This window comes from Bradyrhizobium sp. CAR08, assembly GCF_052871955.1.
The window spans coordinates 222,040-243,449 of record NZ_JBIXJX010000005.1 but is presented as its reverse complement, the minus strand read 5'-3'; the positions used below and the strand labels follow the sequence as shown (position 1 = coordinate 243,449).

Here is a 21,410-nt window from a genome sequence, read left to right as displayed (position 1 = left end):
TTCGCTTGGCAGGATGGTTGCGATTCCGGACAATGACGACACATAAGAGCCGCCCGATCGGCCGAATCAATGCGCCAAGGGCGAAGCCTGATACCGAGAGGCGGAGCCTGATTGCCAAGGGGCCTGACACCAAGGGACGAAGCCTGAGAAGATGACCCGGTTTGACGGCGACAAGTCGCCAGCCTTCGAGATCGTTGAGCCCGCGCAATGGCGCGCGCCGGTTATCTTCAACTCGCCCCATTCCGGCTCGACCTATCCGGACGAATTCCTCAGCGCCTCCAGGATCGACCTGCCGACGCTGCGGCGTTCCGAAGATTCCTTCATGGACGAGCTGATCGGCCATCTCAGCGAGCGCGGCTTTCCGACCGTGCGGGTCAACTTTCCGCGCTCCTATGTCGACGTCAACCGCGAGCCCTATGAGCTCGATCCCCGGATGTTCACCGGGCGCCTGCCGAGCTTTGCCAACACCCGCTCGATGCGGGTTGCCGGCGGACTTGGCACCATTCCGCGCGTGGTCGGCGACGGCCAGGAGATCTATCGCGAGCGCATCCTGGTCGACGACGCGCTGGGGCGGATCGAGACGCTGTACAAGCCGTATCATCGCGCGCTGCGCCGGCTGATCAACAAGGTGCACCAGATGTTCGGCACCGTCGTGCTGGTCGACTGCCATTCGATGCCCTCGGTCGGCGTCTCCCGCGACGAGCCGCGCCGGCCCGACATCGTCATCGGCGACCGCTACGGCACGAGCTGCACGCCGCTATTGCCCGACCGGGTCGAGGAGACCATGGCCGGCCTCGGCTATTCGATCGGCCGCAACAAGCCCTACGCCGGCGGCTTCATCACCGAGCATTACGGTAACCCGGCCAGTGGCCTGCATGCCGTGCAGCTCGAGCTCAACCGCGCAATCTACATGGACGAGCGGCGGCGCGAGCGCAGTCCGCGCTTTGCACAAGTGGCGTCGGACTTCGGCGTGCTCGCAGACGTGCTGGCGACCACGGTCCCGTTCGGCGATCTCGGCCCGTTCCAGGCCGCGGCTGAATAGGCGCGACGTTTTCTTCGAACAATTGTGTTGGTGCGATCAGCGCGAATGCGTTTCGCGGCGAGCATCGAAATGAAAGCCGATGCCGAGAGAAAGCAGAGGCTGAAAGAAAAAAGGGCCGCTTCTAATGAAGAAGCGGCCCAAGTCTAGGGAGGAAACGCCCAAGGAGGGCAGCAGTAACGCGAGAAGCGCTACCGCACCGCAACAATATGCGGCCGCGACGCACAAAGTGCAAGGGCTTTCGACCGGTTTCCCATGCAATGAGGACATAGCTCGGTTGCTTCTAGAGAAACCCAGATTCAGTTCCTTTGATAAGGAAATTCAATGGGTTGATAGTCATTTGCATACGAACGAGGCAGATCCGGAACTAAGGTTTCAACTCAATGATCGATTTTTGGCCAGCCAAGTTCTTTGAAGGAGGGACGCATCCGGCATCCAAAATACCAGGGTGCAAAAGCAAGACAGCGCTGCACGATTCTTCCGATTTGAGCTAGGCAGGAGTGAGCTTCGCCCGACTTTCGCTTTTTGAGGATACGCCGTGACGGTGATCGATTTCTCCGCCTTCATCGGACGGCTCGCCACCGCCTCCGGCGAAACCATCCTACCGTTCTTCCGCACCTCGCTGTCGATCGAGGACAAGAGCAAGACCAAGGATTTCGACCCCGTGACCGAGGCCGATCGCGCCGCGGAGGCGGTGATGCGGCGTCTGATCAAGGCCAACTTTCCCCAGCACGGCATCGTCGGCGAGGAATTCGGCAACGAGCGCGAGGATTCGGATTATGTCTGGGTGCTCGACCCCATCGACGGCACCAAATCCTTCATCGGCGGCTTTCCGATCTGGGGCACGCTGATCGCGCTCCTGCACAAGGGCACGCCGGTCTACGGCATGATGCACCAGCCCTTCATCGGCGAACGCTTTTCCGGCGACAGCGGCTCGGCTCATTATAAAGGCCCGTCCGGCGAGCGCCGGCTCCAGGTCCGGCGCTGCGCCTTGCTGTCGGAGGCGACGACCTACACCACCAGCCCGCTGCTGATGAGCGAGCGCGACCGCGCCATCTTCGGCCGCATCGAAACGGGCGCGCGGCTGTCGCGCTATGGCGGCGACTGCTACTCCTATTGCATGCTGGCGGCAGGTCACGTCGATCTCGTGGTCGAGACCGAGCTGAAGCCTTACGACATCGCAGCCCTGATCCCGATCGTGACCGGTGCCGGCGGCGTCGTCACCACCTGGGAAGGCAAGCCGGCCCAGGGCGGCGGCCGCATCGTCGCGGCCGGCGACGCCAGGGTTCACGAAGAAGCACTGAAACTGCTCAACGGCTAGGCGATCTAGGAGCCTGCATGACCAACCGGCGTACGCTCCTTCTCGCGGCCTTGCTTCTTTTTCCGACGCTCGCCTCCGCCCAGAATTTCCCGGCCAAGCTGATCGTGCCGTTTCCGGCCGGCGGCCCCAACGATATCATCGCGCGGGTGATCGGCCAGCGCATGTCGGAACTGTCAGGGCAGCCGGTGCTGATCGACAATCGCGGCGGCCAGGGTGGCGTGCTCGGCACCGATGCCGTCTCCAAGGCTGCACCTGACGGCTACACCATCGCGATCTCCAGCGCCGGCGCGCTGGCGATCAGCCCGAGCATGGAAAGGGTCGCCTACGATACGCTCAACGACCTCACGCCCGTGACGTTGGTCGCAACCGTGCCGGAAATGTTGGTGGTCGCCACCAACGTCCCCGCAAAGGACATCGCGGAATTGATCGCGCTCGCCAAGGCGCAGCCGGGAAAACTCAACTTCGCCTCCTCCGGACCCGGCAGCCTGCCGCATCTCGCCGGTGAATTGTTCAAGCTGACGGCCAAGATCGACATCGTGCACGTGCCCTATCGCGGCGCGGCGCCCGCCGTGAACGATCTGCTGGGCCAGCAGGTGCAGATGACGTTCCTGGACCTCCCCGTGCTGCTGCCGCAGGTCAAGGCGGGCGCCCTGCGACCGATCGCGGTCGGCTCCGCCGAGCGTTCGCCGACGGCGCCTGACGTGCCGACCACCACAGAAGCGGGCTTTGCGGATCTGCGCATCGAGAACTGGTACGGCATGGTCGCGCCGAAGGGCACGCCGAAGGAGATCGTCACCGCGCTACATGATCTGGCCACGAAGGCGATGGCGGATCCGGCGGTGAAGGAAAAGCTCGCTGCCCAGGGCGCGACGCTGGTCGGCGATGAGCCGGAGCATTTTCGCACATTCATCGCGGACGAGACGAAGAAATGGGCGAAGGTGATCAAGGACGCTGGCGTGGAGACGGCGAAGTAGCTGCGTCTTAACCTCTTCTAAAGGGAGGGGAAATCCCAGAACTCACACCGCCGCAGACCGCAAATGCTCCACCAGCATCTTCGCCGGGCGCGGTAGTGTCTTGAAGCTTCGCGCGCAGATCACGAGTTTGCGGTTGGCCCAGCTATCGCGCAGGCGGACCATGGCGAGCGGCATCAGTTTTGCGCAGCGGCGGGCCGCGGCTTCGGGCACCAGCGCGACGCCGACATCGGCGGCGACCATCTGGCAGATCGCATCGAAGTCGCGCAAGCGTGCGCGGTAATGCGGCCGCATGCCGAGCCGGGCGGCGTGCTTCGAAATATGCACCTGAAGCGCGGTGGCGCTGGTGAGCCCGACGAAGTCGCAAGCGCCCGCCTCCTGGAAATCGATCGCGCGGCGGCCGGCGAACGGGCCGCGCCTAGACGTCACCAGCGTCAGGCGATCCTCGCTGAAGGCGAATCGCTCGATATGATCGGGCAGCGCGTGCTCGGCGGCGAAGCCGAGATCGGCCGCGCCCGCAGTGATCGCGGCCGCGATGTCGGTGCTCTCGCGCTCCTCGATGTCGATGGCAACGTCGCGATGCTCGCGCAGGAAGCCGGCGAGCGCCTTCGGCAGATGCTCCGAAAGCCCCGAGGTATTGGCGAGGAAGTGCACGCTGGCGCGCACGCCGCTGGCAAAGCCGGCGAGATCGCCGCGCATGGCGTCGATCTGGTGAATGACGAGACGGGCGTGATCGAGCAGGCTCTCGCCGGCCGAGGTCAACTCAACGCCGCGGCGCCCGCGCTTGAGCAGCGCGACGCCGAGCGCATCCTCCAGCCCCTTGATGCGCGCGCTGGCTGAGGCCAGCGCCAGATGCGACCGCTCCGCGCCGCGGGTGATGCTGCGCTGGTCGGCGACCGCGATGAACAGCTGGAGGTCGACGAGGTCGAAGCGCATCGGGGGTCCCTTCAGCCTTCGTTCCAAACGAAGGCTTTCTCCGTAAGCTACAGATTGTGCCGGCGCGCTGCATCGGTCAATGTGCAGATATGATCGACCCGCTCCTCATTCTCATCGCCGCCGTTTTCCTGATCGCCGGATTCGTCAAGGGCGTGGTCGGGCTCGGCCTGCCGACGGTCTCCATGGGCCTGCTCGCGGTGAGCATGGCGCCGAGCCGCGCGATCGCCATCGTGATCGTCCCCGCCATCGTCACCAACATCTGGCAGACCTTCGTCGGCCCCCATTTGCGCGATATCCTGAGGCGGCTGTGGCCGCTGATGATCGGCACCGTGATCGGGTGCTGGCTCAATGCCGGCGCGCTCACCGGCCCGCATGCGCGCTACGGCACGATCGTGCTCGGCGTGCTCCTGGTCATCTACGCGATCATCGGGCTGAACAAATTCCAGTTTCATGTTGCGCCAAAGAACGAGAAATGGGTCGGCGGCGTGGTCGGCGTGGTCACCGGCGTGATCTCGGCCTCGACCGGCGTGCAGGTGATCCCCTCGATGCCGTTCATGCAGGCGATCGGCATGGAGAAGGACGAGCTGGTGCAGGCGCTCGGCGTGTTTTTCACGACAGCGACACTGGCGCTCGCCTTCAACCTCACCGCGGGCGGATTGCTGACGCCGGCCAACGCGGTGCCGGGCGCCGTGGGCATGGCATGCGCGTTTGCCGGCATGTACATCGGCCAAACGGTGCGGGCGCGGATGCCTGCGGAAGCGTTTCGCCGCTGGTTCCTGATCGCGATGATCCTGCTCGGCCTCTATCTCGCCGGCAGCGCGCTGCTGAAGGAATTCGCGTAAAGGACGTTACCGCGTCTCCAGCATGGCGACGCGGATGCCGAGATAGATGAAGAGGCCGCCGAGGGCACGGTTGACCCAGGCGACCGCGCCTTCGGAGCTCCGCAAGCGGTGGGCGGCCCTTGCCGCGAACGCCGCCAGCACCAGGCACCACAGCGTTCCCGTGCAGATGAAGATCAGGCCAAGCGTCAGGAAGGCGAGCGGCTTGTGCGCCGAGTCGGCTGCGACGAATTGCGGCAGGAAGGCCAGGAAGAACAGCGCGACCTTGGGATTGAGCGCGTTGGTGAAGACGCCCTGGAGGAAAACCCGCCGCAGCGAGCTCTGCACCGGCGCGTCGATGGCCGAGGCCAGTACCGGGCGCGACCACAGCATCAGAAGCCCGGTCACGACGAGATAGGCCGCTCCGACCAGCTTCAGGATCGAGAACGCGGTCGATGAGGCCATCAGCAGGGCCGAAAGGCCGATCGCGGCGCCCGCGACGTGGAAAAAGCAGCCGCAACTGATGCCCAGCGCAGCCGCGGCGCCACCTCGCCAGCCCAGCTGCATGCTGCGGCCGATCACATAGACCGTATCAGGCCCCGGCGTGATGTTGAGCAGCACGCCCGACAGGACGAAGAGCCAGATTTCGTGAATGCCCAGCATGTGTGACGTGCCTCCGCCGCCCAACCGTAGCCCAAGAGGTCGGCTTAGTGCGTTCGCTCGTCCCCGTCCACTGCCGGGATTGCCGAGGATTTACCTCGAATTTGCAATGCGGATCATACTTTCGCTCGGCCTCATCTGCTCTATAAGGAACGGGTTCTTTGAATGCGGGATTCGAGGCGACTGCCACGCCGTGGCCGGTCCTCGATCTCTTCCAAGTCTCTTGCAAGTCTCTTGGAGCTCCGGAATATGGAAAGACGTCTGGCTGCCATTGTCTGCGCCGATGTCGCCGGCTATTCGCGCATGATGGGCACCGATGAGGCCGGCACCCATGCCGCCTTCAAGGCCCATCGCAGCGCGATCCATCCCATCATCCTCAATCACGGCGGCCGCGTCGTCAAAAACACCGGCGACGGCTTCCTGCTGGAATTCCCCTCGATCGTCGGCGCCACCGAGGCCGCGATCGCGATGCAGACCCTGATGGCGGAGCGCAATCACCATCTGCCCGCCGATCGCGCCATGCAGTTCCGCCTCGGGATCCATATGGGTGACGTCATCGCCGACGAGGACGAGGTCTTCGGTGACGATGTCAACATTGCCGTCCGCCTCGAAGCCGTGGCGAGCCCCGGCGGCTTCGCCATCTCGGCCAAGGCCTACAAGGAGGCCAGCAAGCATCTCACCGTGCCGCTGGTCGATGCCGGCAACCACCGCTTCAAGAACATCAAGGATCCGATCGGGGTCTGGACCTGGACGCCTGAAGGTGCACCGGCGCTTGCGCCCGCGCTGAGGGAGGCATCCGCCCTCTCGCAGCAGTATCGCACCGCGATCGTCGGCGTGCTCCCTTTCGCCAATCTCAGCGACGCACAGGACGAGTATTTCTCCGACGGCCTGACCGAGGATCTGATCCACGCGCTGTCGCTGCAATCCTTCTATCGCGTGCTGAGCCGCAACTCGACGTTCGTGTTCAAGGGCAACAACGCCAGCACCCGCCTGATCGCGCGGGAGATCGACGCCACCTATCTGATCCAGGGTTCGGTGCGGCGTGCCGGAGCCAAGATCCGCGTGACCGCAGAGCTGATCGCGCCGGAGACCGGCGAGCAGCTCTGGACTGGCCGCTACGACCGCGACATCGGCGATCTCTTCGCGATGCAGGACGAGATCACCACCAACCTGTCCGCCGCCATCGCCACCGAGATCGTCCGGGCCGAAGCCTCGGCGCCGGCGCGGCTCTCGACCGACGTCACCGCCTGGGACCGCTTCCTCAAAGGACTGTCGCACTATTATCGGCAAACCAAGGAAGACCTGGCCATCGCCGTCGACCTGTTCCGGGAGGCCATCAGGCTCGAGCCCAAGCTGTCGATTGCGCACGCCTATCTCGCCACGATTCAGATCCAGAGCATCCAGTTCGGCTGGGTCAAGGGCACGCGCGAGATGTGGGCCGAGGCGATGAAGCTTGCCGAAACCAGCGTTCGGCTCGATCCGCGCTCGTCATTTGCGTTCTCGATCCTCTCCTGGACCCACGCGCTGGAGGGGCATTACGAGGCCGCGATGGACGCCGCCAAGCGCGCCGTCGCGCTCAACCCCTACGACAACGGCGCGCGCGGCGTGCTCGGCATCTGCCATTTCGTCATCGGCGAGCACCGCGAGGCGATCGAGCTGTTCTCGATGGCCGCACAGCGCGACAACAGCGATCCGCGCTACCAATGGGCCGCACTGAACGCCTTCAGCCATTATCTGCTGGGCCAATATGACGCGACCCTGTCATGGGCTCGAGAACAGCTCTACATCAACCCGAACCATTTGCAGGCGCTGGCAATCCGCGCCGCGGCGCTGGCGCAATTGGGGCGCGGCGACGAGGCGGTCGAGGCGACCCGCGTGCTCATGGCTAACTACCCGACTCTCAATGTCGACCGCCATTTGCGCAATTTCCACTGGAAGCGGCCCGAGGACCTCGCCCATTACCGCGCCGGACTCTTGAATGCGGGCGTGCCGCTCGGCAAACTGACCCTGGTTTCGAGCGACGTCAAACGCGTCGCCGAATCCTGAGAGCCAGCCGCGGCCACGCGGCAATGTCCCCTCCGCCTTTATTGACACGACAGTGAATTCAGCCACACTCGGCTACACGCTGAAGTAGTATAACGTGTTGTCGGTTTGTCAGGACTTTCCGCGCTCTATCGCCGCGTCTGTATTTCACGATTCGCCGTTTTCAGGATTTGGGCCATGCATGACTCCGCTCCGAAGCCCCCCTTAGACCCTTCGATCCAGGTCTCGCCGAACAATCCCTGTCCATTCCTCCGCGGCCTCGTCGGCGAGGGGTTTGTTGACGGCGGAACCGTTCCGCTCGGTACGCTGTCGCAAACGATCGCGAATGCGAGCGGCGAGACCGGGCTGAAGAAGGTCTCGGCCCGCATCCAGGTCCGCGGCGTTGCGCTTATCGCCAACGGGCTCGGTCACATCCTGAAGAGCATATTTTCGGGCGCACAGCTCGACGCGTTGCGTGGCGGCCCTCTCGACAAGCGCGGTGCCGGCTCGCGCGTCCTCGGCGTCGACGGCAAGGTCGATGAGGACGAGCTTGCGCGGTTTGCGAGCTTCGGCCGGGACTACCGGGATCCGAACGGCGGCGGCTCTGAGCCCGGTCTCAACGCCTCGGAAATCGGCGTCTTCATGCGCGACAACCTCAAGCGCGCCGGCAGCGCCGCGCGCTGGTACTACCCCCTGCTGATGAAGTTCGAGTGGCCGATCCTCCTGAAGATCATGGGCAAGGGCGCGGGTGAGGACCGCTATCTCAGCGTGGCCGACGTGCGCACTCTGTTCAACGAGCGGGAATTCCCTGCTCGCATCAACCAGCGGCTGGTATCGCAGCCGGTGCTGTCCACCTGCCAGCGCGTGGTGCGGGGCGCCCTCAAGGTTGCGGCCCTGCTGCTCGCCCTCGGTCTCGCCTTGCTCGTTGCGGTCGCCGAATTTCCCGACCAGGTGTGCGCCATGCTGCCGCAAAAGGGAATTCTCGTGAATCTCCTGCCGCCACCCTTGCCCACGGTCCCGGAGACGAAGGCGGCCTTTTGGCTCGAACAGAATTGGTCGCTGAAGGACAGGCACTGGTTTCACCATGCCAGCCAGGGCACGGCGACCTTCCCGGTGCCCTATGAATGGTTCATGGCCCTGGAGCAGCCGCGCCTGCATCTGTTCTCGGCGCCGGGCATGATGACGGACGGCACCTATCTCGAGCGCTTCGGGTTCATCCCGAGCCCGCAGTCGATCCAGACTGACGCGACGTCACTGCGCCGCTTCGGCTATGCCAATGTCTACGAGACGACACAGGTGCCGGACTGGTCGACCAGGTGGACGCCGGCGGAGAACGTCGACGGCCTGCCGGTCGGCTTCGCACGGATGACCGGTGTCGTCGATCCCGCGACCGGCCGTCGCGAAGAGGACAAGATCGGGCTGACCTGCGCGGCCTGCCATACCGGCCAGATCCACTACCAGGGCGTGGACGTGCGTTTCGACGGCGGCCCGGCCATGACCGACCTGAAGAAGCTCGAGGTCTCCACCGGCCTGTCGATTGCCTACACGCTTTACGTGCCGTTCCGCTTCCAGCGCTTCGCCGATCGCGTGCTCGGCCCCGATGCCAGCAAGGCTGACCGCGCCGCGCTCAAGCAGAAGCTCAGCGCGATCGGCAACTTCCTGATCGACTGGGCGCAAACCCAGCAAAAGACGATTGAAGGCAAGAAGACCTGGAACGGCAGGCAGCAGCAGGACACCGAGGAAGGGTTCGGTCGCCTCGACGCTCTCAATCGCATCGGCAATCAAGTTTTTTCGCAGGATCTCGCGCTGAGCGGGATCAAGGGATTCGAGAAGAACCTGCACGCCCAGGACGCGCCGGTCAGCTATCCCCCGATCTGGACCGTGCCCTGGTTCAAGTTCGCCCAGTACGACGCCTCGATCGAGCAGCCGCTGATCCGCAACGCCGGCGAAGCCCTCGGCGTGACGGCGCTGCTCAACCTGTCCGACGCCTACCCGGAGGACAGGCTGTGGCGCTCCTCGGTTCATATCAACACGCTCGGCTGGATCGAGGACATGCTCAGGGGGCCAGACCCGTTCAAGACGGCAGATCCCTCCACCGGCCCGAAGTTCGGCGGCCTGCTGGCGCCGAAATGGCCCTCGCAGATCCTTGGCGACAATTGGAGGCTCGATCAAAAGAAGGTCGACAATGGCCGCAAGATCTACGCCGAGATGTGCTCCGGATGCCATCTGCCGGCGATCGACACCCCGGCTTTCTGGTCGTCGGGACATTGGGAGCCGAGCGGCGACAGCAAGGTGCTGAACGCGGTGACGATCCCCCTCGACGAGATCAAGACGGATCCCGAACAGTCGCTCGTGCTCAGCAACAGGATCGTCGATCTGCCCGGCTTCCTGAAGGTGAATACGGCCGACCTCCAGAAATGGTGGCAATGCGACGTCTCGACCGCAAGCTCGCCGACCGCGATGGTTTATGCGCTCGGGTTGATGACGGTGGTGGATCTCGTCGCCCGCAAATGGATGGACGACGAGAAGACTCCGGACGCCGAGCGGTCGAAATTGTGGAATCTCGCGCGCAAGAACTGCCTCAATCCGGTGGGGGGAGCACGCTATCGGGCACGGCCGCTGAACGGCGTCTGGGCCACGGCACCCTATCTGCACAACGGTTCGGTGCCCTCTCTCTACTGGTTGCTGAAGCCTGCAAGCGAGCGCCCGCAAAAATTCTGCATGGGCCGCCGCGACTATGATCCCGTGACCGTCGGCTTTGCGGTCACCGCCAACGAGAAGTGCAAGACGGGTGAAACCGAGTTCTCGGCCGGGTCGGACAAGGATCCGATCCAGGGCAACAGCGTGCTCGGCCATTCCTTCGAGCGCAAGCCGGGCGAGGAAAAACGTCCCGGTGTCATCGGCCGCGTGTTCAAGGACGACAACGAGCGCTACGATCTGATCGAGTATCTGAAGACGCTGTAGTGGGTGATGCTACTTCCTCGTCATGGCCGGGCTTGTCCCGGCATGCCGGCGTGTGGTCGCAGGGCAGCATCGCCTCCCCTCACTTGAACAGCGGCGTGCCTGGCACGAAGGCGTCGAAGGCTGCCCAGAATTGGGAACGGTAGCGGTCCTGCTCCTGGAGAATCTCGTGCTTGGCACCGGCGATCACGAGATGGGAGCCTGCGCGCAAATGATAGGCGAACTCCTCGATCGCCGCGATCGAGACCACGGTGTCGCTGGAGGCCGCCAGCATCAGGATCGGCTGACGGATCTCGGACGGGTAGTTTTTGCCCTTGAAGGTGTTCATCGCGCGGAAGGCGGTATCGGCCCAGGCGACCGTCGGTGACGCGAGCCCGAGGGTCGGATCCTCCTCCAGGATTGCGGCATTGCGCGCATAGCGCACGGGGTCGCTGGTCAGCGGATTGTTGATGAAGGGATTGAGCCCGGTGATCTGGTCGCTGCCGCCGGGGACATAACGGCCGCCCATCCCCAGCACGCGCATCGTCTTCAGCAGAGCCCGCGCCGGAAACGAGGTGGCGCGGCCGGGGAGGTCGATCATCGGCGCAGACAGCACCATGCGGTCGAACCAGCGCTTGCCCGCATGCGCCACCCGCAGCATCACGGTGCCGCCCATGGAGTGGGCGAGCGCGAAGAAGGGCGGCGGGCAATCCGGCAGCACCACCTGCTGCACGAAGGTCTCGACGTCGATCTCGAAATCAGCGAAGTCGCGGACATAGCCCTTGCGCGGATCGCGCAGGCGGCGCGAGGAGTGGCCCTGCCCGCGCCAGTCGATCATCGCCACCGCAAAACCGCGGTCGCGCAGGTCGCGCACGGTCTCGAAATACTTCTCGATCTGCTCGCTGCGTCCGGTGAAGACGCAGACCGTGCCCTTGCGGTTCGCCGGCGGTGCCCAGCGCGCAAAGCGCAGCTCGACGCCATCAGGGGTCTTGATGGTGCCGCTGACGACGTCTTCGGGAACGGGATTGGACGGTATCGAGACCAGCGTCATGATGGGGAGGGCTTGGGCACGAAGAGCTGCAAATCAGGGGCGGGAGCGCCGAAAAGGCTGAGTATCCGCCCTCTTGAACGCCGTTCCCCTGAACCCATATCACCTTGGTGCAGGCCGCTACCAGTGTTTCGGAACCGGAACATCAGGCTGCACACAGACGAAAGCCCGGCCCGATTGGCGGGCGGGTTACTCAACAGTCGCTCAATGGAGGACTTGACCATGCGTACCTACGACCTGACCCCCTTCTACCGTTCCACCGTCGGCTTCGACCGTCTCTTCAACCTGCTCGACCAGGCCGGTTCGGACGGCAGCCCCGGTTATCCCCCCTACAATATCGAGCGTACCGGTGAGAACGACTACCGCATCACCGTTGCGGTTTCGGGCTTTGCCAAGGATGAGCTCTCCATCGTCGCGAAGGAAAACACGTTGACGATTAAGGGCGAGAAAGTCGCCAACGAGAACTCGAAGGCCGAAGTGCTGTACCGTGGCATCGCCGCGCGTGCCTTCGAGCGCGCCTTCCAGCTTGCCGACTTCGTGCAGGTGAAGAACGCCTCGCTCGAGAACGGGCTGCTTCACGTCGACCTCGTCCGTGAGATTCCCGAAGCGAAGAAGCCCCGCCACATCGCGATCAACACCGGTGCGCAAGGCGCACAGGTGATCGAGAACTCGGTAGCCGCGTAAATCACGTCGGCCGCTTCCAGGTTGCGAAAACGCCCCGGTGCCCCGGGGCGTTTTTTTGTTGGGCTCTCCTCGTCCCGGCGAGAGCCGGGGAATCCTGCCGCGAGATCGATCAATCGTGCACGGAAGAAATACCGAACGACGGATCTGCCATACCTTACCAGAGAGGATGGTCTCGGTCGTCGCCGGGACGTCACCGATTGCTGAACGGCCGTGCTGGACTGTTGCGCCGCATCACAGAGCGGTGAAATGGCGTAACACCGCCGCCCCGCGCATCGTCTTTTGGATATCGAACCCAAAAACAAGACGGAGAACAATCATGACTTTCTGGCGCAGCCTTTTCGTCGCCGCGAGCCTGCTGGCGGCCCCTCTCAGCCTCGCTCACGCGCAGACGCCGCAGACCGTAAAGGCCAAGAACGTTGTGCTGGTGCACGGCGCCTGGGCCGACGGCTCAAGCTGGTCGGAAGTGATCCCGATCCTCCAGGCCGCAGGGCTCAACGTAACTGCCGTGCAAAATCCGTTGTCGTCGCTTGCGGATTCCGTCGAGGCGACCAAGCGCGTGCTGGCCGAACAGGATGGTCCGACCGTGCTGGTCGCGCATTCCTGGGGCGGCACCGTGATCAGCCAGGTCGGCACCGACCCGAAGGTCACCGGCCTCGTCTATGTCGCCGCCCGTGCGCCCGATGCCAACGAGGATTTTGTCGCGCTGTCGAAGCAGTTTCCGGCGGGACCGGCACGCGCCGGCGTCGTCGAGCGCGACGGCTACACCAAGCTGTCAGAAGACGCCTTCCTGAAGTACTTCGCCAATGGCGTTAAGCCGGAGCAGGCCAAGGAGCTCTACGCCGTGCAATGGCCGACGGCCGCCTCGATCTTCGCCGGTCGCACCACGGAGGCGGCATGGCATTCCAAGCCGAGCTGGTACGCGGTGTCGAAGAACGACTACACCATCAATCCCGATCTCGAACGCTTCCTCGCCAAGCGCATGAACGCAACCACGATCGAGCTCGACGCCGGCCATCTCTCGCTGGTGTCGCATCCGAAGGAGGTGGCGAATTTGATCCTGGAAGCGGCGGGGTATGGCCGGAGCTGAGCCGCGCTCGTCATGGTTCAGAAGGCGCCTGAGTGCTGAGACGCCTTCTGTTTGCGCTAACTCTCTCCCCAACCTCGTCCTGGCGAAGGCCAGGACCCATCACCACAGGGAGGAGTTTGGCGAAGATTCGGAGTTCGGTACTCCCGCGTCACTCATATGATGCACCTCGCGGTATGGGTCCTGGCCTTCGCCAGGACGACACCGTTGGGATGATGCGGGCCATCGCCTCAAACGCCCGCGCTTAGTCCAGCCCCTGTGCCGCCGGCATCTCCTGCGTAGGCAGGATAGTCGCGGCAGGCTTGACCTGACCTACGGTTGGCGCGGCGGCTTGCGGTGCGACCTCAGCGGGCTTGGACGGCACGGCGGCCGCGGTCTGCGTCACAGGTTGTGCCTGCGGCACCTGGGCCTGCGGCGTCGCAGGCTCGGCCGGCTTGGCGGGGACGCCCGGGGCCTCGCGCGGCGGAGCCGCCTTGGGCAGCGGCACGGAACGGCTGGCGACATGCGGGATCGGGGCCGGAGGGCGGGGCGGACCACTGCGGACCATGGTCGGCGGCGGCAGCGCGCTTTGCGGGCGGTAAGGTGCAACCGCAGGCTGCTCGTAGCCGGGTGCCATGCCGTAGGCGTCGGCAGCCGGCATGAAGCGCAAAATCCTTCCGTCGCGGGCATCGATCACGAGCCGGCCGTCCTCCCCCCGGCGGTCAATCACCGCGATGGTGTAGACGCCGCCGCGCAGGCGCGGGATGCCCAGTGGAGAGAAGCCGTTCTCGCGCAGCACCGCGTAGACCTCGGTCGATGGCAGCAGCACCGGGGCCGGCCCGCGTTCTTCGTAGCCATAGCCGTAGCGCGGCGGCGGCGCGGCCTCCGACGGCGCATAGGGGGCGTCGAAATCCGAGACCGCGATCATCGCCCCTCGCGCTGGAACCTGCGCTTGAGCCGCGGTCGCGGCCAGCGCCAGCGTGGCGGCGGCCACACATCCTGTGAAAAACTTCATGGTCGAGACGCTCCTGTCAGGCCCCCGGATGGATCGCGCTCTTTCGCTTCTTGCGGCGTGGCGGGTCTTCCAAAGGGTTGATCCGAAGCTTCATTGGGGATTCCGGCGTCGGCAGGGCCGGATCAGGGCGCGTTTGCTTCAAAACCGGGGCCGCGCAACTTTTGGAAAGCGATTGATTGACATATGGGGAATCGGGACTTGCGCGCGCTTGTGTGATAGACAAAAATTTGGCAAGGTGATGGTTAGGACAGGAAGACTGTCTCAATTTTGCTTGCGGTTCCGGCATAGGGATTGCAACGAAAGTCGGTGCTTTCGAGCGCCAAGAAGGCAACAGGCAAAGCCGTTCTCGGGGACGAAGAACGCCTTGGCCTGAATTTAAGAAAATGCGGCTCGCGAGCGGACGAGCGGTGACCCAGAAGCGGGTGCCGCGGGACGCCCAAGGTGCGCCGAAGATGGCGGTGAGGCAGCTTGCCGCATGGAGAGGACGAGAACATGAACGGGTCGCAAGTCGAGCGCGGAAACATCGTGGCAGAACAACTGTCGGCGACGGTCGCCTCGAAAACGACCGATCCGATTCAGGAACACAATTCACGGCCGCCGGCCGTAGGCCTGTACGATCCGAGCCTGGAAAAAGATTCCTGCGGCGTCGGCTTCATCGCCAACATCAAGGGCCAGAAGTCGCACGAGATCGTCGCGGACGCGCTCAGCATCCTCTGTAACCTCGAGCACCGCGGCGCCGTCGGCGCCGACCCGCGCGCCGGTGACGGCGCCGGCATTCTGGTGCAGATCCCGCATGCTTTCTTCAGCCGCAAGGCGAAGGAGCTCGGCTTCGTGCTGCCCAATCCGGGCGAATACGCCATCGGCGCGTTGTTCATGCCGCGCGACACTGCCTGGCGCAACGTCATCAAGAGCATCATCGCCGACCAGATCAAGGAAGAGGGCCTGACGCTGCTCGGCTGGCGCGACGTGCCAACCGACAATTCCTCGCTCGGCGTCACCGTAAAGCCGACCGAGCCCGCCTGCATGCAGGTGTTCATTGGCCGCAACGGCACCGCCAAGACCGAGGACGATTTCGAGCGCCGGCTTTACATCCTGCGCAAGTCGATCTCGCAAGCGATCTATCAGCGCCGCGACCGCGGCCTCGCCGGCTACTATCCGTGCTCGATGTCCTGCCGCACCGTGATCTACAAGGGCATGTTCCTCGCCGACCAGCTCGGCAAGTACTATCCCGATTTGCACGAGAAGGATTTCGAGAGCGCGCTGGCGCTCGTGCACCAGCGTTTCTCGACCAACACCTTCCCGGCGTGGTCGCTGGCGCATCCCTACCGCATGATCGCGCATAATGGCGAGATCAACACGCTGCGCGGCAACGTCAACTGGATGGCGGCGCGCCAGGCCTCGGTGAGCTCCGAGCTGTACGGCAAGGACATCAACCGGCTCTGGCCGATCTCCTACGAAGGCCAGTCGGACACCGCCTGCTTCGACAACGCGCTCGAATTCCTGGTGCAGGGCGGCTACTCGCTGCCGCACGCCGTCATGATGATGATTCCGGAGGCGTGGGCCGGCAATCCCTTGATGGATGAGAAGCGCCGCGCCTTCTACGAATATCATGCAGCCCTGATGGAGCCGTGGGACGGCCCCGCCGCGATCGCCTTCACCGACGGCCGCCAGATCGGTGCCACGCTGGACCGCAACGGCCTTCGGCCGGCGCGCTATCTCGTCACCAAGGACGACCGCATCGTGATGGCGTCCGAGATGGGCGTGCTGACGATTCCCGAGGACCAGATCATCACCAAGTGGCGCTTGCAGCCCGGCAAGATGCTGCTGGTCGACCTCGAGCAGGGCCGCCTCATCCCCGACGACGAGATCAAGGCCGAGCTCGCAAGGAGCCATCCCTACACGGAGTGGCTGGAGCGGACCCAGATCGTGCTGGAAGAGCTGCCGAAGGTGCCGACCACCGGCGTGCGCTCCAACCTGTCGCTGCTCGATCGCCAGCAGGCGTTCGGCTACAGCCAGGAAGACATCACCATCCTGATGACGCCGATGGCCTCCACCGGCGAGGAAGCCGCAGGCTCGATGGGCAACGACACGCCGATCTCGGCGCTGTCGGCCAAGGCCAAGCCGCTGTTCACCTACTTCAAGCAGAACTTTGCGCAGGTCACCAATCCGCCGATCGATCCGATCCGCGAGGAGCTGGTGATGAGCCTCGTCTCCATCATCGGACCGCGGCCGAACCTGTTCGACCTGCAAGGCCTAGCCACTACCAAGCGCCTCGAAGCGCGCCAGCCGATCCTGACCGACGCGGACCTCGAAAAGATCCGCTCAATCTCCGAGGTCGCCGAGTCGCACTTCAAGTCGCGCACGCTGGACACCACCTTCCACGCCGGCCTCGGCGCGGCCGGCATGGACCAGGTGCTGGACGAGCTCTGCGCGCGCGCCGAGAGCGCGGTGCGCGAGGGCGTCAACATCATCATCCTGTCCGACCGCATGGTCGGCACCGACCGGGTTCCGATCCCGTCGCTGCTGGCCTGCGCCGCCGTGCATCATCATCTGATCCGCACCGGATTGCGCACTTCGGTCGGCCTCGTCGTCGAATCCGGCGAGCCGCGCGAAGTGCATCACTTCGCCTGTCTCGCCGGCTACGGCGCGGAAGCGATCAATCCGTATCTGGCGTTCGAGACCATCATCGCGATGAAGGACCGCCTGCCCGGCTCGCTCGACGACTACGAGATCGTCAAGCGCTACATCAAGTCGATCGGCAAGGGCCTGCTCAAGGTGATGTCCAAGATGGGCATCTCGACCTACCAGTCCTATTGCGGCGCGCAGATCTTTGACGCCATTGGCCTGAAGGCGGAATTCGTCGGAAAATTCTTCGCCGGCACGCACACCCGCGTCGAGGGCGTCGGTCTTGGCGAGATCGCCGAAGAGGCGGTGCGCCGTCATGCCGACGCGTTCGGCGACGCGCTCGTGTACAAGACCTCGCTCGATGTCGGCGGCGAATATGCCTATCGCAGCCGCGGCGAGGACCATGCATGGACCGCCGAGTCGGTGGGGCTGCTCCAGCACGCCGCGCGCGGCAATTCGCTGGAACGCTACCGCGCCTTCGCGAAGATCCTCAACGAGCAGTCGGAGCGTCTCCTGACGCTGCGCGGCCTGTTCCGGATCAAGAATGCGGACGAAGAGAAGCGCAAGCCGGTACCGCTCGACCAGGTCGAGCCGGCCAAGGACATCGTCAAGCGTTTCGCCACCGGCGCGATGAGCTTCGGCTCGATCTCGCGCGAGGCGCACACCACGCTCGCGATCGCCATGAACCGGATCGGCGGCAAGTCGAACACCGGCGAAGGCGGCGAGGAAGCCGACCGCTTCAAGCCGATGCCGAACGGTGACAGCATGCGCTCGGCAATCAAGCAGGTCGCCTCGGGCCGCTTCGGCGTCACCACGGAGTATCTCGTCAACTCCGACATGATGCAGATCAAGATGGCGCAGGGTGCAAAACCCGGCGAAGGCGGCCAGTTGCCCGGCCACAAGGTCGATGCCACCATCGCAAAGGTCCGGCATTCGACGCCGGGCGTCGGCCTGATCTCGCCGCCACCGCACCACGACATCTACTCGATCGAGGATCTGGCGCAGCTCATCTACGACCTCAAGAACGTCAACCCGGACGGCGCGGTCTCGGTCAAGCTCGTCTCGGAGATCGGCGTCGGCACCGTAGCCGCGGGCGTCGCCAAGGCGCGCGCCGACCATGTCACCATCGCGGGCTTCGAGGGCGGCACCGGCGCTTCGCCGCTGACCTCGATCAAGCACGCCGGCTCGCCGTGGGAGATCGGCCTCGCCGAAACCCACCAGACGCTGGTGCGCGAGCGGCTGCGCAGCCGCATCGTGGTCCAGGTCGACGGCGGTTTCCGCACCGGCCGCGACGTCGTGATCGGCGCGCTGCTCGGCGCCGACGAGTTCGGCTTCGCCACCGCGCCCCTGATCGCGGCCGGCTGCATCATGATGCGCAAGTGCCATCTCAACACCTGCCCGGTCGGCGTCGCGACCCAGGACCCCGTCCTGCGCAAGCGCTTCACCGGCCAGCCCGAGCATGTGATCAACTACTTCTTCTTCGTCGCCGAGGAGGTCCGCGAGATCATGGCCTCGCTCGGCTTCCGCAGCTTCAACGAGATGATCGGCCAGGTGCAGCTGCTCGACCAGACCAAGCTGGTCGCGCACTGGAAGGCCAAGGGGCTCGATTTCTCCAAGCTCTTCGTCAAGCAGAAGGAAGAGAAGGGCCAGAAGATCTATCACTCCGAGCGCCAGAACCATCATCTGGAAGCGGTGCTCGACCGCACGCTGATCGAGCAGGCGACGCCTGCGCTCGACCGCGGTGCGCCGGTGAAGATCGAGGCCAAGATCAACAGCACCAACCGCTCCGCGGGCGCGATGCTGTCGGGTGCGGTCGCCAAGATCTACGGCCATGCCGGCCTGCCGCATGAGACCATCCATGTCAGCCTCAAGGGCACCGCCGGCCAGGCCTTCGGCGCCTGGCTGGCGCAAGGCGTCACCTTCGAGCTCGAAGGCGAAGCCAACGACTATGTCGGCAAGGGCCTCTCGGGCGGCAAGATCATCGTCAAGCCGCCGGCCAACAGCGGCATCGTGCCGGAAGAGAGCATCATCGTCGGCAACACCGTGATGTACGGCGCCATTCAAGGCGAGTGCTACTTCCGAGGCATCGCCGGCGAGCGTTTTGCCGTGCGCAATTCCGGCGCCGTGGCGGTGGTCGAGGGCGCCGGCGACCATTGCTGCGAATACATGACCGGCGGCATCGTGGTCGTGCTCGGCAAGACCGGACGCAACTTCGCGGCCGGCATGTCCGGCGGCATCGCCTATGTGCTGGACGAGACCGGCGACTTCGACAGGCTGTGCAACATGGCGATGGTCGAGCTCGAGCCGGTGCTGTCGGAAGAGCTGATCAACGCCGGCACCTATCACCACTCCGGTGACCTCGAAGCGCACGGCCGGGTCGACGTGTTCAAGGACCTGCTCGCCTCCGACGTCGAGCGGCTGCACGTCCTGATCACGCGCCATGCGAAGGCGACAGGCTCCAGGCGCGCCGCCGACATCCTGGCCAACTGGAAGGACTGGCTGCCAAAATTCCGCAAGGTGATGCCGGTCGAATACCGGCGCGCGCTGCGCGAGATGGCCGCCAACGCGGACGCCGAGCCGAAAATCGCGATCGGGGCGTAAGAAATATCAGCGCCCGTCATTGCGAGCGTAGCGAAGCAATCCAGACTTTCTCCTCGGATGCAGACTGGATTGCTTCGAAGCTCACGCTCCTCGCAATGACGACGAGAGAGAAACACAACGAATTTAAGCGGCAGGGACTTCGGGTTTAATGGGCAAGATCACGGGTTTTCTCGAAATCGAACGGCATGACCGCAAGTACACCCCGGTCGCCGAGCGCGTGAAACATTTCCACGAGTTCGTCGTTCCCCTCTCCGAGAAGGAAACGCGCGACCAGGCCGCGCGCTGCATGAATTGCGGCATTCCCTATTGCCACGGCACCGGCTCGGTCTCGCCCGGCACGCCCGGCTGCCCGGTCAACAACCAGATCCCGGACTGGAACGACCTCGTCTATCAGGGCAACTGGGAAGAAGCCTCGCGCAATCTGCACTCGACCAACAATTTCCCGGAGTTCACGGGGCGCATCTGCCCGGCGCCGTGTGAGGCGTCCTGCACGCTCAACATCGACGACAACCCCGTCACCATCAAGACCATCGAATGCGCGATCGTCGATCGCGCCTGGGACAATGGCTGGCTGAAGCCCGAAATCGCCGCCCATAAGACCGGCAAGAAGGTCGCGGTGATCGGCTCCGGTCCGGCCGGCATGGCCTGCGCGCAGCAGCTCGCGCGCGCCGGCCACGACGTGCATCTGTTCGAGAAGTTCGCCAAGGCCGGCGGCCTGCTGCGCTACGGCATCCCCGACTTCAAGATGGAGAAGGGCATCATCGACCGCCGCGTCGCGCAGATGGAAGGCGAAGGCGTCACCTTCCATTACAACAGCCATGTCGGCGCCGACGGCAATGTCGACCCACGCGAGATGCTCAACGAGTACGATGCCGTGGCGCTGACCGGCGGCGCCGAAGCCCCGCGCGACCTCCCGATTCCCGGCCGCGACCTTGCCGGCATCCACTATGCCATGGACTTTCTGCCGCAACAGAACCGCCGCGTGTCGGAGGAACCGTTGAACGGCGTCCAGGAGATTTTGGCCGGTGGCAAGCATGTCGTCGTCATCGGCGGCGGCGACACCGGATCCGATTGCATCGGCACCTCGCTGCGCCAGGGCGCGCTCTCCGTGACCCAGCTCGAGATCATGCCCGCCCCGCCGGAGCACGAGAACAAGGGCCTCACCTGGCCGAACTGGCCGCTGAAGATGCGGACGTCCTCCAGCCAGGCCGAAGGCGCGATCCGCGAATTCGCCGTGCTGACGCAGAAGTTCACCGGCGAGAACGGCAAGGTCAAGAAGCTGCACTGCGTGCGCGTCGACGACAAGTTCAAGCCGATCGCCGGCACCGAGTTCGAACTCGACGCCGACCTCGTCCTGCTCGCGATGGGCTTCGTCCATCCCGTGCACGAGGGCCTGCTCAAGATGCTCTCGGTCGAGCTCGACCCCCGCGGCAACGTCAAGGCCAACACGCTGGACTATCAGACCTCACGCCCCAACGTGTTCACCGCCGGCGACATGCGCCGAGGTCAATCGCTGGTGGTCTGGGCCATCCGCGAGGGCCGGCTGTGTGCCCGGTCGATCGATACGTTCCTGATGGGGAAGACGGATCTGCCGCGGTAGGCTCGACTGGACAAGCTTTGCCGCCTAATTTTCACACGGTGTCATCGCCCGCGAAAGCGGGCGATCC

The 21,410-nt window shown here is 64.5% G+C and carries 14 protein-coding genes; 10 read left to right on the top strand and 4 right to left on the bottom strand.

The genetic code is table 11. The features are described from left to right. Nucleotides 1-151 precede the first annotated feature (151 nt). The 3 genes from ACIPUD_RS13510 (at nt 152) to ACIPUD_RS13500 (ending at nt 3,334) form a co-directional block, all read left to right on the top strand. Nucleotides 152-1,042 carry an N-formylglutamate amidohydrolase gene (locus ACIPUD_RS13510; RefSeq protein ID WP_018453348.1) on the top strand — a complete coding sequence of 297 codons (891 nt, stop codon included), beginning with the start codon at nt 152-154 and terminating at the stop codon, nt 1,040-1,042. A gap of 535 nt (nt 1,043-1,577) precedes the next feature. Continuing rightward, a complete protein-coding gene (hisN, locus tag ACIPUD_RS13505) occupies nt 1,578-2,360 on the top strand; it encodes a histidinol-phosphatase (RefSeq protein ID WP_018453346.1) in 783 nt (260 codons plus the stop codon). Between the two features lie 17 nt (nt 2,361-2,377). Next, nucleotides 2,378-3,334, top strand: coding sequence for a Bug family tripartite tricarboxylate transporter substrate binding protein (locus ACIPUD_RS13500; RefSeq protein ID WP_446480821.1), 957 nt, complete (start codon nt 2,378-2,380; stop codon nt 3,332-3,334). A gap of 42 nt (nt 3,335-3,376) precedes the next feature. Here the strand turns inward: ACIPUD_RS13500 and ACIPUD_RS13495 are convergent, their stop codons facing one another. Beyond that, on the bottom strand, nt 3,377-4,267 hold the full coding sequence (locus tag ACIPUD_RS13495) for a LysR substrate-binding domain-containing protein (protein ID WP_018453344.1): 891 nt from the start codon (nt 4,265-4,267) through the stop codon (nt 3,377-3,379). 89 nt (nt 4,268-4,356) lie between these two features. Between ACIPUD_RS13495 and ACIPUD_RS13490 the strand changes: the two genes are divergently transcribed. Continuing rightward, on the top strand, nt 4,357-5,109 hold the full coding sequence (locus ACIPUD_RS13490) for a sulfite exporter TauE/SafE family protein (protein ID WP_018453343.1): 753 nt from the start codon (nt 4,357-4,359) through the stop codon (nt 5,107-5,109). 6 nt (nt 5,110-5,115) lie between these two features. On the opposite strand, the gene ACIPUD_RS13485 is transcribed toward ACIPUD_RS13490, so the two are convergent. Continuing rightward, entirely contained in the window at nt 5,116-5,748 is a 633-nt protein-coding gene (locus ACIPUD_RS13485) for a LysE family translocator (protein ID WP_446480820.1), read from the bottom strand. A 246-nt stretch (nt 5,749-5,994) separates the two neighbouring features. Here ACIPUD_RS13485 and ACIPUD_RS13480 point away from each other — a divergent pair, with 246 nt between their 5' ends. Together ACIPUD_RS13480 and ACIPUD_RS13475 are read left to right on the top strand one after the other, a co-directional pair. Next, nucleotides 5,995-7,791, top strand: a complete 1,797-nt coding sequence (locus tag ACIPUD_RS13480) for an adenylate/guanylate cyclase domain-containing protein (RefSeq protein ID WP_162496403.1) — start codon at nt 5,995-5,997, stop codon at nt 7,789-7,791. Between the two features lie 174 nt (nt 7,792-7,965). Beyond that, the gene (locus tag ACIPUD_RS13475) at nt 7,966-10,731 is read left to right on the top strand and encodes a di-heme-cytochrome C peroxidase (RefSeq protein WP_446480819.1); all 2,766 of its coding nucleotides are present in this window, start codon (nt 7,966-7,968) and stop codon (nt 10,729-10,731) included. A 79-nt stretch (nt 10,732-10,810) separates the two neighbouring features. Here ACIPUD_RS13475 and ACIPUD_RS13470 read toward each other — a convergent pair whose 3' ends face one another. After that, nucleotides 10,811-11,758 carry an alpha/beta fold hydrolase gene (locus tag ACIPUD_RS13470; protein ID WP_018453339.1) on the bottom strand — a complete coding sequence of 316 codons (948 nt, stop codon included), beginning with the start codon at nt 11,756-11,758 and terminating at the stop codon, nt 10,811-10,813. Between the two features lie 219 nt (nt 11,759-11,977). Here ACIPUD_RS13470 and ACIPUD_RS13465 point away from each other — a divergent pair, with 219 nt between their 5' ends. Both ACIPUD_RS13465 and ACIPUD_RS13460 read left to right on the top strand, forming a co-directional pair. Continuing rightward, nucleotides 11,978-12,439: an Hsp20 family protein gene (locus tag ACIPUD_RS13465; RefSeq protein WP_026232515.1), complete on the top strand. Its 462-nt coding sequence runs from the start codon at nt 11,978-11,980 to the stop codon at nt 12,437-12,439. Nucleotides 12,440-12,755: 316 nt separating this feature from the next. After that, the gene (locus ACIPUD_RS13460; RefSeq protein ID WP_018453337.1) at nt 12,756-13,526 is read left to right on the top strand and encodes an alpha/beta fold hydrolase; all 771 of its coding nucleotides are present in this window, start codon (nt 12,756-12,758) and stop codon (nt 13,524-13,526) included. Nucleotides 13,527-13,767: 241 nt separating this feature from the next. Here ACIPUD_RS13460 and ACIPUD_RS13455 read toward each other — a convergent pair whose 3' ends face one another. After that, the gene (locus tag ACIPUD_RS13455) at nt 13,768-14,517 is read right to left on the bottom strand and encodes a hypothetical protein (protein ID WP_018453336.1); all 750 of its coding nucleotides are present in this window, start codon (nt 14,515-14,517) and stop codon (nt 13,768-13,770) included. Nucleotides 14,518-15,009: 492 nt separating this feature from the next. Here ACIPUD_RS13455 and gltB point away from each other — a divergent pair, with 492 nt between their 5' ends. Both gltB and ACIPUD_RS13445 read left to right on the top strand, forming a co-directional pair. After that, a complete protein-coding gene (gltB, locus tag ACIPUD_RS13450; protein ID WP_026232514.1) occupies nt 15,010-19,743 on the top strand; it encodes a glutamate synthase large subunit in 4,734 nt (1,577 codons plus the stop codon). A 148-nt stretch (nt 19,744-19,891) separates the two neighbouring features. Then, nucleotides 19,892-21,343: a glutamate synthase subunit beta gene (locus ACIPUD_RS13445; protein ID WP_018453334.1), complete on the top strand. Its 1,452-nt coding sequence runs from the start codon at nt 19,892-19,894 to the stop codon at nt 21,341-21,343. Nucleotides 21,344-21,410: the final 67 nt, after the last annotated feature.

What these genes read in the sequence shown, in the direction of transcription:
- ACIPUD_RS13445 (WP_018453334.1), top strand. Translation starts at nt 19,892, where the DNA reads ATGGGCAAGATCACGGGTTTTCTCGAAATCGAACGGCATGACCGCAAG.
- ACIPUD_RS13500 (WP_446480821.1), top strand. Translation starts at nt 2,378, where the DNA reads ATGACCAACCGGCGTACGCTCCTTCTCGCGGCCTTGCTTCTTTTTCCG.
- ACIPUD_RS13480 (WP_162496403.1), top strand. Translation starts at nt 5,995, where the DNA reads ATGGAAAGACGTCTGGCTGCCATTGTCTGCGCCGATGTCGCCGGCTAT.
- ACIPUD_RS13510 (WP_018453348.1), top strand. Translation starts at nt 152, where the DNA reads ATGACCCGGTTTGACGGCGACAAGTCGCCAGCCTTCGAGATCGTTGAG.
- ACIPUD_RS13495 (WP_018453344.1), bottom strand. Translation starts at nt 4,267, where the DNA reads ATGCGCTTCGACCTCGTCGACCTCCAGCTGTTCATCGCGGTCGCCGAC.
- ACIPUD_RS13465 (WP_026232515.1), top strand. Translation starts at nt 11,978, where the DNA reads ATGCGTACCTACGACCTGACCCCCTTCTACCGTTCCACCGTCGGCTTC.
- gltB (WP_026232514.1), top strand. Translation starts at nt 15,010, where the DNA reads ATGAACGGGTCGCAAGTCGAGCGCGGAAACATCGTGGCAGAACAACTG.
- ACIPUD_RS13460 (WP_018453337.1), top strand. Translation starts at nt 12,756, where the DNA reads ATGACTTTCTGGCGCAGCCTTTTCGTCGCCGCGAGCCTGCTGGCGGCC.
- ACIPUD_RS13455 (WP_018453336.1), bottom strand. Translation starts at nt 14,517, where the DNA reads ATGAAGTTTTTCACAGGATGTGTGGCCGCCGCCACGCTGGCGCTGGCC.
- ACIPUD_RS13485 (WP_446480820.1), bottom strand. Translation starts at nt 5,748, where the DNA reads ATGCTGGGCATTCACGAAATCTGGCTCTTCGTCCTGTCGGGCGTGCTG.
- ACIPUD_RS13470 (WP_018453339.1), bottom strand. Translation starts at nt 11,758, where the DNA reads ATGACGCTGGTCTCGATACCGTCCAATCCCGTTCCCGAAGACGTCGTC.
- ACIPUD_RS13490 (WP_018453343.1), top strand. Translation starts at nt 4,357, where the DNA reads ATGATCGACCCGCTCCTCATTCTCATCGCCGCCGTTTTCCTGATCGCC.
- ACIPUD_RS13475 (WP_446480819.1), top strand. Translation starts at nt 7,966, where the DNA reads ATGCATGACTCCGCTCCGAAGCCCCCCTTAGACCCTTCGATCCAGGTC.